9 protein-coding genes are annotated in these 12,769 nt (G+C 70.3%); 5 read left to right on the top strand and 4 right to left on the bottom strand.

Annotation, left to right across the window (positions count from 1 at the left end; genetic code table 11):
- Positions 1–538: 538 nt before the first annotated feature.
- Positions 539–1,588, top strand: a complete 1,050-nt coding sequence (locus ABZU32_RS40490) for an AI-2E family transporter (RefSeq protein ID WP_354931985.1) — start codon at positions 539–541, stop codon at positions 1,586–1,588.
- A gap of 128 nt (positions 1,589–1,716) precedes the next feature.
- On the opposite strand, the gene ABZU32_RS40485 is transcribed toward ABZU32_RS40490, so the two are convergent.
- From ABZU32_RS40485 to ABZU32_RS40475, 3 genes are all read right to left on the bottom strand, one after another.
- Complete coding sequence (locus ABZU32_RS40485) at positions 1,717–2,961, bottom strand: hypothetical protein (RefSeq protein WP_354931982.1); 1,245 nt, start codon at positions 2,959–2,961, stop codon at positions 1,717–1,719.
- A gap of 366 nt (positions 2,962–3,327) precedes the next feature.
- The gene (locus tag ABZU32_RS40480) at positions 3,328–4,881 is read right to left on the bottom strand and encodes a cellulose binding domain-containing protein (RefSeq protein ID WP_354931979.1); all 1,554 of its coding nucleotides are present in this window, start codon (positions 4,879–4,881) and stop codon (positions 3,328–3,330) included.
- A 12-nt stretch (positions 4,882–4,893) separates the two neighbouring features.
- Positions 4,894–6,267 (bottom strand): cellulose binding domain-containing protein, encoded by a 1,374-nt coding sequence (locus ABZU32_RS40475; protein WP_354931976.1) that lies wholly within the window; start codon positions 6,265–6,267, stop codon positions 4,894–4,896.
- 496 nt (positions 6,268–6,763) lie between these two features.
- Here ABZU32_RS40475 and leuE point away from each other — a divergent pair, with 496 nt between their 5' ends.
- On the top strand, positions 6,764–7,414 hold the full coding sequence (gene leuE / locus ABZU32_RS40470; RefSeq protein WP_354931988.1) for a leucine efflux protein LeuE: 651 nt from the start codon (positions 6,764–6,766) through the stop codon (positions 7,412–7,414).
- Positions 7,415–7,448: 34 nt separating this feature from the next.
- Here the strand turns inward: leuE and ABZU32_RS40465 are convergent, their stop codons facing one another.
- Entirely contained in the window at positions 7,449–7,790 is a 342-nt protein-coding gene (locus tag ABZU32_RS40465; protein ID WP_354842341.1) for a luciferase family protein, read from the bottom strand.
- Positions 7,791–8,065: 275 nt separating this feature from the next.
- On the opposite strand from ABZU32_RS40465, the gene ABZU32_RS40460 reads away from it, so the two are divergent.
- The 3 genes from ABZU32_RS40460 to ABZU32_RS40450 all read left to right on the top strand — a co-directional run bounded on the left by ABZU32_RS40460 (position 8,066) and on the right by ABZU32_RS40450 (position 12,436).
- Positions 8,066–8,716: a VC0807 family protein gene (locus ABZU32_RS40460; RefSeq protein ID WP_354842338.1), complete on the top strand. Its 651-nt coding sequence runs from the start codon at positions 8,066–8,068 to the stop codon at positions 8,714–8,716.
- A gap of 194 nt (positions 8,717–8,910) precedes the next feature.
- Positions 8,911–9,630: an SDR family oxidoreductase gene (locus ABZU32_RS40455; protein WP_354842336.1), complete on the top strand. Its 720-nt coding sequence runs from the start codon at positions 8,911–8,913 to the stop codon at positions 9,628–9,630.
- 133 nt (positions 9,631–9,763) lie between these two features.
- The gene (locus ABZU32_RS40450; RefSeq protein WP_354931973.1) at positions 9,764–12,436 is read left to right on the top strand and encodes a PEP/pyruvate-binding domain-containing protein; all 2,673 of its coding nucleotides are present in this window, start codon (positions 9,764–9,766) and stop codon (positions 12,434–12,436) included.
- The last annotated feature ends 333 nt before the right edge of the window (positions 12,437–12,769 follow it).

Genomic DNA, 12,769 nt, shown 5'->3' with positions numbered 1-12,769 from the left:
CCCGAAGAGCGCGAAGGACGGAGGTTAATGCATATTCATGCACTGGCTTTTAACACACTGTTGAGTTCTCAAGAAACGGACGCGTACACCACCGGGAACCAGACCCACCAAGGACCCGACCCCCGACTGGGGCGTTCATCTCGTATGCCTTCATTTTAGCCGATCCGGCCGACCGGAACCAAATCGCGCCGTTACCGGCACTTGACTCCCGCCACCCGAACCAACGAGCATTCAGGCCGCCCCGTCTCCAGGGCAACCCCTCGAACTTACACACTCTGTCGTAGTGACGCAAGCGCCTCTGCGAAGATTTTTTCGAGGGGTACCGACATGCGCTCCCGCCAGCGCCCAGGCCGCAACCACTCGAGGTGGTGGGCTTGGTTGGTGGCCGGGCGATGCCGACGACAAAAGATTAGCACCGTCCGCGCGTCCCTCGATCCAATACAGGCAACGTTCGAGTAGAACCTTTCGGCCCACGGGGCAAGACCAGTACAACAAGCGGTAGGACCGAGGATCACGAACCGGATCGAGGCTGACCACCGTGAGCGAGCGAAGTACCCCCCGGGCGCTGGTCATGCTGCTGGTGGCGGCCTCGGCCGTCGTCGTGCTGGCCGGCATCAAGGCCGTCAACACCATCCTCGGCCCCATCGTGCTCGCCCTGGTCCTGGTCGTGGCGGTCGCCCCGATCAGGGGGTGGCTCGTCCGCAGGCGCGCGCCGAGCTGGCTGGTCGTCGCCGTGCCGTTCTCGGTGGTCATCGTGGTCCTGCTCGGCATGGTGGCGATCCTCACCACCGCTGTCGTCCAGATGGCGACGCTGCTGCCGGGCTACTCGGGTCAGTTCAACAAGCTGGTGGCCGACGCCCAGGCGTGGGCGGCCGCGCGCGGCATCGCGCCACAGGTGAACCAGGCGCTGCGGTCCTTTGATCCGGGCAAGATGTTGGGGATCGCGCAGAGCCTGGTGTCCAGCGTGCTCGGAGTGGTTTCGAGCCTGTTCCTCATCGTCGTGCTGCTGCTGGCGATGAGCCTGGACGCACCGGTCATTTCCCGGATCATCGCGGCCGCCGCGGCGGAGCGGCCGGCGATCACCAAGGCGCTCACGACGTTCGCCGACAGGACCCGGCGTTACCTGCTCGTCTCCACGATCTTCGGCCTGATCTGTGCCGCGCTGGACGTGGTCGCGCTGTACGTGCTGAGCGTGCCACTTCCCCTGCTCTGGGGCGTGCTGGCGTTGATCACCAACTACATCCCGAACATCGGGTTCGTCATCGGGCTGGTGCCGCCGGCCCTGTTGGCACTCCTGACGGGCGGTCTGCGGAGCATGATCCTGGTGATCGTGGCCTACATGGTGATCAACATCGTGGTCCAGTCGTTCATCCAGCCGAAGTTCCTCGGCGACGCCGTCGGGCTGAGCACCACGGTGACATTCCTGTCGCTGATCCTCTGGGCGACGGTGCTGGGACCGCTGGGAGCGCTTCTGGCCATCCCGCTCACTCTGCTGACCCGTGCCCTGTTCATCGACAGCGACCCGGGGCTCAAGTGGTCGACCGCCCTGGTGTCCGGCGAGCTGCCCGCGAACCGGCCGGGGTCGTGACCCGGCAGGAATGGACGCAGGCCGCGCGTCAGGACAGGCGTCCGCGCGTCCAAGCGGGCGTCCACGCGTCTCGCGAGCGTCCGCGATCGCGAAGGCGCACGCTGATCATGCCGGAGAGCGAGCCCGCCTCAGGCCGAGGCTCCGACCGCCGTGCGGGGAACTCCCTCGCTCGTCGCGAGCGTGGAGCTCCCGTGCCTGCGGCCCCAGGGCATGGCGGCGATGAGGAGGGGAAGCAGCACCGCCGAGCTCATCGCCCACGGTGAGTGCAGGTTCCACCAGCGCACGTCGTTGAACTGGGTCAGGTAGAGATAGCCGACGGCCGCCCACGTGGAGGTGCCGATGATGACCGGCCAGGCGAACCGCGTCGGACGGGCGACGAGGAACGGCATGAACCACATGAGGTACTGCGCGCCCAGCCGCGGGGTGACGACCATGAACGCGAGCAGCAGCGCCGTGGTCAGGTCGACGGGGTCGGCGCGGCGCCACAGGAACCCGACGACGAGCAGTGTGCCGTAGATGGCCCACTGGCCGTAGCGGGCGAGGTCGGCGTTCAAAGTCCAGTCGCCGCCGACCGCGAGCGCGGTCCATCCCCACTCGCCGATGATGGGCCGCACGTCGCCGATGGTCTGGATCACCTTGGGGAGCTGGGCGAGGGAGGTGCCCGCGCCGATGGGCAGCGTGACCAGGAAGAAGATCGGCGCCACGCCGGTGGCGAAGAACGCGTAGATGCGCGAGCGCAGGTCGGGCAGGAACAGCAGCATGCCGGGAACCAGCCAGATCGGCCAGCTCTTGGCGCACAGCGCAAGACCCATGAGCAGGCCGGCGACGATCGTGTTGCGGACGGGCCTGGACGTCCTGGCGTTCCTGGCGACGATGAAGGCCGCGACGCCGAACATCAGGGAGACCGGCTCGACCTGGCCGTGCACCGCGGCCACCAGGATCGCGAGCGGGTTGCAGGCGTACTGGAAGGCGCGCAGGCGGGCGTCCTTGCCGCCGGCGAGCCTGCCGACCAGGGGGATCAGGATGATGTCGGCGACCACGGTGACCAGGCGGCCGGCGACCTCCCACGGGATGTGCATCCACAGCAGTAAGCCGTACACGTACGGGATCGTGGGAAGGAAGTGCCAGCCGCCGTCGCTCTCGAGCACGGGGTCCTGGTGAGCCAAGATCGCCCGGCCCGCCGGTTGGAAGCTCTTCATGAAGTCCACGGGCTGCCAGACGGACTTCACGGCCAAGATCATGATCAGGACGCGCACCCCGACGCCGACGGCGAGCGTGACGGCCGGCGACGGTCTCCAGCCCTTCCATTGGGCGACGATCGCGAGCACGACACCTGAGACGAGGACGCACCCCGTGAGAATTGCGTTGTCCATGACGCTCACTAGCCTGCCGGAACACAACCCATACCGACCACTCGGGTGTGAAAATTGCCACCATCTATCCAGAATTGTTCACACAAAGAAGTGTTTTGACTCCTATGGGTGACGATCATGCGCTAAGTGTGCATTAGATCGGTCCACAGAGGCGGCCGTCGAGCACACGCGCAGGTCACGGACGAGGTGCCCAGGGACGGCGAGGAGAGCGCGGGCGGCCCTCTCCGAGGGGACCGACGAGGAACCGAAGGCGCTGTGCGGGACGAGCGTGCGGCCCGCGGGCTCCGTGGGGGGTCGGAGCCGCGGGCCGCACGGTCCTCGGCGGCTTCGGTCTTCGCACTCGTCTGATCTAGGCGAGACCGCCGGTCAGAAGCCGGCGGTGATCTGCGTGAACTGCCAGTCGCTCTGGGCGATGCCGCTGCACGCCGACTGGACGCCGCCGCCCGCGCAGCCGCGGTCGCGGTTGACCGACCAGAACGCCAGTCGCGCCAGCCCCTTGGACTTGGCCCAGTCGCGGATCTGGGTCCAGGTCGCGGGCGTGGTGGTCTCCTGCTGGTCGGACAGGCCGTTCATGCCGGAGATGCCCATGTGCGCGTAGGCGGTGGCGTCGGACCAGCCGAAGGCGTTCTTCAGCGCGGTCTTCAGGCCTTCGGAGGCGTTGACGGTGCTCTGGTACATGTTGGCGCCGCCGCCGAAGTCGAACGGCATGATCGTGAACACGTCGATGTTCGCGCCCAGCGCCGCGGCCTGATTGATGAGCCGGGTGCCGTAGTACGTCGGGCCCGTGGTGCTGGTGCCGAACGTGACGATCGTCTTGATGCCGGGGTTGTTCTGCTTGACGATCTTCAGCGCGTTGAGGATGCGGTCCTGGACGGCCTCGTTCTCGAACTCGTCGCTGTTCTCGATGTCGATGTCGATGGCCTTCAGGTTGTAGGCGCTGATGACCTGCTGGTAGGCGCCGGCCAGCGCCTGGGGGGTGGAGCAGTTCGGGCCGAGCTTGTTGCCGCTCCAGCCGCCGAACGAGGGGACGATGTCGCCGCCGGCCGCCTTGATCTGCGCGATCGCCGTCGCGTCGGCGCCTCCCTGCAGCGGGCGCTGCCCGTCCCACGCCGGGGTGCAGCCGCCGCCGGACAGGACGAACGCCATGGTGAACGACTTGACCCCGGTCGCGTTCATGACCGTGGCGGGGTTCGGCGGGCTGCCCCAGCCCAGGTACAGGTAGGGGGCTCCGCTGCCGCCGGTGGGCTGCTGGCATCCGGTGGTGGTGGCGGTGACGGCCGCGCTCGCGGACGACTCGCCGACCGAGTTGTACGCCTTCACGGTGTAGGTGTGCGAGGTGCAGGAGGCGAGCGAGCCGATGGTGGCCGAGGTGCCGGTCACCGTGGCCCTGACGGTCGAGCCCTCGTACACGCGGTAGCCGGTCACGGTGCCGCTGGAGGCGGACCAGGACAGGGAGATCGACGTGCTCGACGTGCCGGTGACGGCCGGGGTGCCGGGCGTGCCGGGCGCGCCGGGGTTGGTGGTGCCGCCCGAGCAGGAGGCTCCGTTCAGGGTGCAGTTGAGCGGGGCGCCGAAGTTTCCGGGGCTGCCGTTGAAACCGAAGGTCGTGCTGGCGCCGGCGGCCAGGGTCGGGGCCCAGCTCGGGTTGGTGAAGGTGTAGTGCTGGCCGCTCCTGGTCATCACCGCGTCCCACGCGGTGGTGACGGAGTAGCCGGAGGGCAGGTCGAAGGCGACGGTCCAGCCGTTGAGCGGGCTGGAGGTGCCGTTGGTGACCGTGTACTTGCCCTCGAAGCCGCTCCCCCAGTCCTGCGGCTTGGTGAAGGTCGCGGTGGCCGAGGCCGCCGAGGCGGGGGCCGTCGTCACCACCAGTACGGCGCCCGCGGCGAGCAGTGCCGCGACGCATAAGCGGATCAGGCGCATCGGATCGTCCTTTCAGCCGGTGAAGGCCTTGAAGATGGTGGTGAACTCGTAGGCCGACTGGCTGACGCCGCTGCAGGTGGGCGAGAGGGTGCCGTTCGGGCAGCCGCCGTTGTCGCGGCCGGCCGACCAGAAGCCGATCCGGCCGACGTGGTTGGCCTGGGCGTAGGACAGCAGCTTGCGCGCGTCCGCCTGCGTGGTGGTCTGGCCGGTGTCGTTCTTGCCGATCATCGGGGTCAGGCCGAGCAGCCGCTTGAGCTGCGCGTCCGTCTTCGAGGGCCAGATCGTCCGCATCTGCCCGAGCGTCGCGTTGGCCGCGGACACCATGGCGTCGCCCCAGGCGCCGGAGTAGCCGAAGTCCATCAGCATGGGGTTGACCAGCACGTTCAGCCCGCGCGCCGCGGCGTCCTGGAGGATCTGGACCGAGAACGGGTCCATGCCGTAGTCCTGGCCCTGGATGCGGAGGGTGTAGCTGATCACCGTGCCGCGTTCGGCCTGCAGTTGCCTGAGCGCCGAGTTGACCTTGGCGATGTCGATGGACGCCTCGATGTCGACGTCCAGGTGGTTGGTGCCGACGGTGTCCAGCACCTTCTTGTAGGCCGCCAGCAGTTGCGCCGTGGTGCCGCAGCTGTGTTCCAGGTACGGGCCGACGGCGCCGCCCGTGGCGACGATCACCTGGCCGCCCCGTGCCTGCAGTCCGCGGACGTCGTTGATGACGCGCGAGTCGTTCAGCGGGATGGTGCCGCCCCAGGCGGGGTTGCAGCCGGTGCTGTCGCCGAGGGCGAAGGCGAGGGTGTAGTTCTTCACTCCGGTCGCGGTGGCCGCGCTGACCAGCGACGGCGTGGTCATCGTGATGTCGATGTAGGGGGCGAGGAGGATCGCGCCGGTCGGCGGCGGGGTCACGGTCGGGGTCGGCGTGGGCGTCGGGGTCGGGGTGGGGGTGCGAGTGGGAGTCGGAGTTGGTCCGGGCGGCGTGGGTGTCGGGCTGGGGGTGGTGCCGCCGCCGCAGGACGCGCCGTTGACCTTGCAGTTCAGCGGCGCTCCGGGCCCCGCGCCGACGAACCCGAACGAGGCGGAGGCGCCGGGCGCCAGCGATCCGTTGTACTCGCGGTTCCTGAAGGTGTAGTGGCCGCCTGACTGGTTCATCAGGGCGTCCCAGTAGGTGCCGACGGTGGTGCCGGACGGCAGGTCGAACTCCACGGTCCAGCCGTTGACGGTGTTCGCGGTGCCGTTGGCGACGGTGTACTTGGCCTCGAAGCCCGACCCCCAGTCGGAGGTCTTGACGAAGGTGGCGCTCACCGAGGCGGCCTGCGCGCCCGGTGGCGCGAGCACCGCGACGGCGATGCTCGCCAGGGCTGTGAGGACGAGCAGGGGCAAGGTGCGTCGCATGATCGCTCCCATGCTGCGAAAGGCGGGCGTCGCGCGTCCCGGGCGCGGGACGCGAGGGGGGTGAGAGGGAGGATGGGCGCTGGCTCACTGGATGTCCGCAGCTCATGGGGCATCGGCACTGGAGGGGACAGAGGGCGCGGACGGCTGCAGATCACCAGTACTTTTAGGAAAGTTTCCTAAGAGTTGTCGCGATCGTAGCTCCGGCGCAGGCCGCTCACAAGGCCCAAACGACGAGGTTTTCTCCCAGGCAGGGCGGCTTTGACAGCCGGGTCACACTGGTCTACCCGCCTGCCTGGAGACATACGGTCACCCGGCCGCGGCGGCCCGGCCCGGATTCGCCATGCCCGGCGCGACGACGGCGGTCACGTTCCTCCGGACGCGCAGCGGCCCAGGGCGCCGGGCCGGTGTTGTGGCAGATGGCTCGGGTTAACGGGGTGAATGCGGGGTTTGCGGCGGTATAGCGTGTCACTTCCCTGCGTACATGGAGTTCGGCGGCATGTTCTTCGGCATCACCAATATCTGGGCCTACGTGATCGGGGCCTTTCTGATCATTCTTCTTCCCGGTCCCAACTCGCTGTACGTCCTGACGGTGGGGGCGCGGCGCGGCGTGCGCACCGGGTACCGCGCGGCCGGCGGGGTGTTCGTGGGCGACACGGTGCTGATGGTGCTGTCGGCGGCCGGGGTCGCCTCGCTGCTGCGGTCCACGCCGATGCTGTTCAACGTGGTCAAGTACGCCGGCGCGGCCTACCTCGCGTGGCTGGGCTTCAACATGATCCGCGCCGCCGTGCGGTCGTGGCGGGGCAAGGACGAGCCGGGCGGGCATGCGGAGGCGGCGCCCGACCTCGCCGACCCGTTCAGGAAGGCCCTCACGATCAGCCTGCTCAACCCCAAGGCGATCTTGTTCTTCATCTCGTTCTTCGTGCAGTTCGTCGACCCGCATTACGGCGCGCCGGCGCTGTCATTCCTGATCTTGGGCGCGATCTGCCAATTCTTCAGCGTCGTCTATCTGTCCACGCTGATTTTCGGCGGGGTGTACCTGGCTACCCAGTTCCGGCGGCGGCGCAGGCTCTCGGCCGGTCTGACCTCCGGCGTGGGGGCGCTCTTCCTCGCCTTCGGCGCCCGGCTGGCGACCTCCAGCCTCGGCTGACGGCGGCCGCTCGCGCGGCCGCCGGCCGTCCCGCTCAGTCGTCGTTGACCTTCAGCGCGACGCTGACCAGTGACAGGAACAGCTCGGCGTCGGTGCGGTCCGCGATCTCGACACGTATCCAGCCGGTGCCGTGACCTGGTGTGACACGATGGGAGTCGGCGAGCACCCGGGCCCATCGGTCGACGAGGGAGGCGGTGAGCAGCAGCTCGGCAGTGTGGTCGCCGCGCATGCGGATGATCTCGCGGCCGCGCGCGCGGAAGCGGATGGCCTTGCGAGAGTGGCTGACCGCGAGGTCGGGCCAACGGGTCAGCTCGACGGCGACGTCGGCCACGCGATCGGCGGACGGGGGGACATGCGTGCGTGAGAGCACTGCCATGACTTCATGCTCCCGAACCGCTCGCCATCCGGAAACCCTCCGTTCCCGAACCGTTATCCAATGTTCAACCACCTCATGAAGGGTGTACCGCCCGAAGCCCGGTAATGATCGGAATAAACGATCATTACCAACATATGTACGCCTTACCTGGACATTGTGTACCGTGAGCCACTAATGACTACAATTCGGCGTTTCGGCCGCGTTTCGGCGAACACATCCCAGGGTAGGCGTCGAAGCTTTAGCGTCGTTCCTCGAACGTCCTCCCTGGGAGAAGCATGAACGCTCCACACTTCACCCTCCCGAGGATCACCGCACTGCTCCGGCAGGCCGTGCCGCGGCTCCTCGAAGGCGTCGTCGCCCCGCTCGCCGTGTTCTACACCGCCCTGGCCGTGCTCGGCCTGGACGGGGCGCTGGTGGCGGCGGTGAGCTGGGTGTACGCCGGGGTGCTGTGGCGGGTCGTCCGCCGCCGGCCCGTCCCCGGCACGATGTTGCTGGCGGCGATCGCCATCACCGCGCGGGCGGCGCTGGGCTGGTGGACGGGAAGTGCCGTCGTCTACTTCCTTCAGCCCGAACTGGGCACGATCTGCATCAGCATGGCCTTCCTGGCCTCGGTCCGCCTGAACAGGCCGCTGGTCCAGAAGCTCACCCTGGACTACATCCACCTTCCCTCGGCCGTGCTGCGGCACGAGCGGGTGCGGCGCTTCTTCGCCCGCATCACGCTGCTGTGGGCGTTCGTGCTGCTGGCCAACTCCGCGGTCAGCATCTGGCTGCTCCTGCACCAGTCGATCGGCACCTACCTCCTGGTGCGCACGTCGGTGGTCGCGGCCATCAGCGGCGTCGCGGTCGGCGTCTCGATCTACGCCTTCCGCCGGGTGCTGCACCGCCTGCACGCCGACGCGCCCGCCCCGGCCATCACCGCCGGCTAGACCGGACGGCCGTCCGCCGGCGCGGACGGCCGCTGCCACTGGCGACTCCTCTCCCCCGCCCGACGTGACGCTCCCGATGTGATGTACCGGACGCGATCCGGGATATCCGCACGTCTCGGCCCTAGGCGACATGTGCGCGAATGTGCGCTGATGGGCAAAGATGAGGGCATTTCCTGTGCGGAGAGGACGGAATCATGGGATGCGCACTCGTCACCGGGGCCTCGCGGGGCCTCGGCGCGGCCATCGCCGAACGGCTGGCGGCCGACGGCTGGAAGGTCGTCGTCAACTACGCCCACGACACCGCGGGCGCGACGGCGGTGGCCGGCCGCATCGGCGCGGCGGCGTACGTGGCGCGGTTCGACGTCACCGACGAGGAGGAGGTCGCGCGCGGCGTCGAGGACATCCGCGAGCGGGTCGGCCCGATCGGTGTCGTGGTGAACAACGCGACCGGCCCGCAGCCGATGATGCCGATCGAGAAGCAGACCTGGCAGGACCACCTCGACCAGCTCCGGTTCTTCGTCAAGGCGCCTCTGCTGCTCCTGCACGCCGTGCTGCCCGACTTCAAGGCCGCCGGCGAGGGGCGCGTCGTCAACATCGGCAGCGAGGTGGCCGACCTGGGCAACGCCGACTTCGCGCACTACGTGTCGGCCAAGGCGGCCATGCACGGCCTGACCCGCTCGTGGGCCCGCGAGCTCGGGCCGCTCGGCATCACCGTCAACACCGTGGAACCGGGCTGGATCCCGGTGGAGCGCCACGCCGGCGACGACTGGAGCGACTATGAGGCGCGGCTGCCGCTGCGCCACATGGGCGTTCCCGCCGACGTCGCCGAGGCGGTCGCCTATCTGGCCTCCCCCGGCGCCCGCTTCGTCACCGGCCAGCGGCTGGCCGTCAACGGGGGCAACACCATGAGCTAGCTCCGCGTCATGGCCCTTATTTCATCGGTCGTTGATTTCAACGGCTGATGAGTTTATGGTGGGGTCATACGACGGACAGCGTCGCCGGGAGCGCGGGCCCCGTCCGCCCCGGCGGCTCCACAGGGAGACCGACATGCTGACCTCCGACGGTGACCGCCGGCTCGCCGGCCCGGAGCACCACCCCCTGATCCTCGGCTTCCAGGACATCGCCGCCGACGCGCTGCCGCTGGTCGGGGGCAAGGCCGCCAACCTCGGCGTGCTGACCCGGGCCGGGCTGCCCGTGCCGCCGGGGATCTGCCTGACCACCTGGGCCTACCGCCGCGTCGCCGAGGGGGCGCACCTCGGCGAGGTGCTGGACGCCCTGGCGCGCACCGCCCCCGGCGACACCGCCACGCTGGCCGAGTTGGCCGGCCGGGCGCGCGCCGCCGTCCTGGCCGCCCCCGTGCCCGACGACATCGCCCGCGCCGTGCGGCGCGCGGCCGACGGCCCGGTGGCGGTCCGCTCGTCGGCCACCGCCGAGGACCTCCCGGACGCGAGCTTCGCCGGCCAGCAGGACACCTACCTGAACGTGGTCGGCCCCGAGGCGGTGCTGGACGCCGTCCGCCGCTGCTGGGCCTCGCTGTGGACCGACCGCGCCGTCGCCTACCGCGCGGCCAACGGCATCGACCACGCCGCCGTCCACCTGGCCGTGGTCATCCAGCGCATGGTGCAGGCCGAGGTCGCCGGGGTGATGTTCACCGCCAACCCGGTCACCGGACGGCGCCGCGAGGTGGTGATCGACGCCAGCCCCGGGCTCGGCGAGTCGGTGGTCTCCGGCGGGGTGAACCCCGACCACTTCGTGGTCGGCCCGGCCAAGAAGATCACCAAGCGGGTGCTCGGCGACAAGGCGACGGTGATCCGCTCGGTCGAGGGCGGCGGCACCGAGCAGGTCGCGCGGGAGTCCGCCGACGGTCCGTGCCTGACCGACGACCAGATCGTCGCCCTGGCCGGGCTCGGGGCCCGCGTGGAGGACCACTACGGCTCCCCGCAGGACACCGAGTGGGCGATCGACTCCTCCGGAGCGCTGTGGCTCACCCAGGCCCGGCCGATCACCACCCTGTACCCGCTGCCCGAGACGCCTCCGGACGGTCTGCGGGTGTACTTCTGCTTCAGCCTGGCGCAGGGCCTGCACCGGCCGATCACGCCGATGGGGGTCTCGGCCTTCCGCACGCTCGCCGGCTCGGTCATCGCCACCCTCTACGGCGCGCGCACCGGCCCCCTGCCGCTCGCGGAGCCGGGCATGCGCCTGTTCGGGGACATCACCGGCGTCATGCGCAGCCGGGTGGGGCGGGCCGTCGTGCCCCGGCTGCTGGACGTCATGGAGGCGCGGTCGGCGGTCGTGCTGCGCGGCCTGTTCGACGACCCGCGGCTGAGCGTGACCCACCGTTCGCCGCTGCCCGCGGTGCGCCGGCTGTGGCGCATCGCCGCCCGATATCGCATACCGGTGCGCATCGTGCAGGCGCTGCGCGACCCGCGCAGCTCGCGGCAGCGCATAGCGCGGGTGGTCGAGCGCCTGCGCGAGCGGCTCGCGCTGTCGCCGGACGCCACCCCCGAGCAGCGGCTCGACCACGTGGAACACTGCCTGCGCACCCAGGTGGTGCCGACGATCCCGCACATCGTGCCCGCCCCGGTCGCCGGCTTCCTGATGATGGCCCTGGCCGCCCGCCTGCTCCGCGGGCACAACAGGCCCGGCGAGCTGCCGACCGTGCTGCGGGGACTGCCGCACAACGTCACCACCGAGATGGACCTGGCCCTGTGGCACGCGGCCTCGCGCATCCGCGCCGACGCCGCCTCGGCCCGCGCGCTGGCCGGCCCGGCCCTGCCGCAGGGCGAACTGCCGCCCGTGCTGCGCGCGGAGCTGGACGGCTTCCTGGCCCGCTACGGCCACCGGGCCGTCGCCGAGATCGACGTGGGCATGCCCCGCTGGGCGGACGACCCGTCGCACGTGCTGGGCGTGCTCGCCAACTACCTGCGGCTGGACGACCCATCCCTGGCCCCCGACGAGCAGTTCGCCCGGGGAGCGCGCGAGGCGGAGGAGATGATCGGCACGCTCGCCCGCCGGGTGGGCGGCCTGCGCGGACGCGTCGTGCGCTTCGCCCTGGGACGCACCCGCGAGCTGGCGGGCTACCGGGAGATGCCCAAGTTCTGCTTCATCGTGGCCCTCGGCGAGATGCGCGGGCACCTGGCGGCGGTCGGGAAGGAACTGGCCGGGCGCGGGCTGCTGGAGAAGCCGGACGACGTGTTCATGCTGAGCATCGCCGAGGCGCGGGCCGGGCTCGGCGGCGCCGACCAGCGCGCGCTCGTCCGCACGCGCCGCGCGACCTACGAGCGGGAGCTGCGGCGGCGGCACATTCCCCGGGTCATGCTCTCCGACGGCACCGAGCCGGAGGCGGTGGGGGCCGCGGCGCCCGTCGAGGGCGCCATGACCGGCACTCCCGCCTCCCCCGGCACGGTGACCGGCAAGGCGCGGGTCATCCTCGACCCGGTGGGAGCCCACCTGTCGCCCGGGGAGATCCTGGTCGCGCCCTCCACCGACCCCGGCTGGACGCCGCTGTTCCTGACGGCGGGCGGCCTGGTGATGGAGATGGGCGGCTCGAACTCCCATGGCGCGGTGGTGGCCCGCGAGTACGGCATCCCGGCGGTCGTCGGAGTGCCGGACGCCACCTCGCGGGTCGCCACCGGGGACGAGATCACCGTGGACGGCACCACCGGCGCCGTCACCCTGGCCGCGCCCCTGGCCGCGTCCCCGGCCCGACCGCCCGCCTGATCGCCTGACCGCCTGACCACCGCCTGACCGCTCGACCGATCACCTGACCGCCCGCCTGATCGTCCGCCCGTCGCCGCTGGTGCGCTGTCCACGAACGTTCACCGGCTCGGGCGCCGTGGCAGGCGCCGGAATCGCCGTACCACGACCCGCCGACCCGGCGCCGATCACTGCGGCACGTGGCCGGGGGTGCAGAGCCGCGCCCGGGGATCGTACGCGGTCACCGCACCAGGCGCGGCCTGGAGTGGAGAGCCACGCCCGGCGAACGTACGCGGTCACCGCACCAGGCGCGGCCCGGAGTGGAGAGCCACGCCCGGCGAACGTACGCGGTCACCG

Origin of the sequence: Sphaerisporangium sp. NPDC005288 (genome assembly GCF_040607475.1) — a bacterium.
Lineage (GTDB): Bacteria > Actinomycetota > Actinomycetes > Streptosporangiales > Streptosporangiaceae > Sphaerisporangium > Sphaerisporangium rhizosphaerae.
Note: the sequence above shows the minus strand (reverse complement) of the source record. Positions and strands in the feature narration are given on the sequence as shown.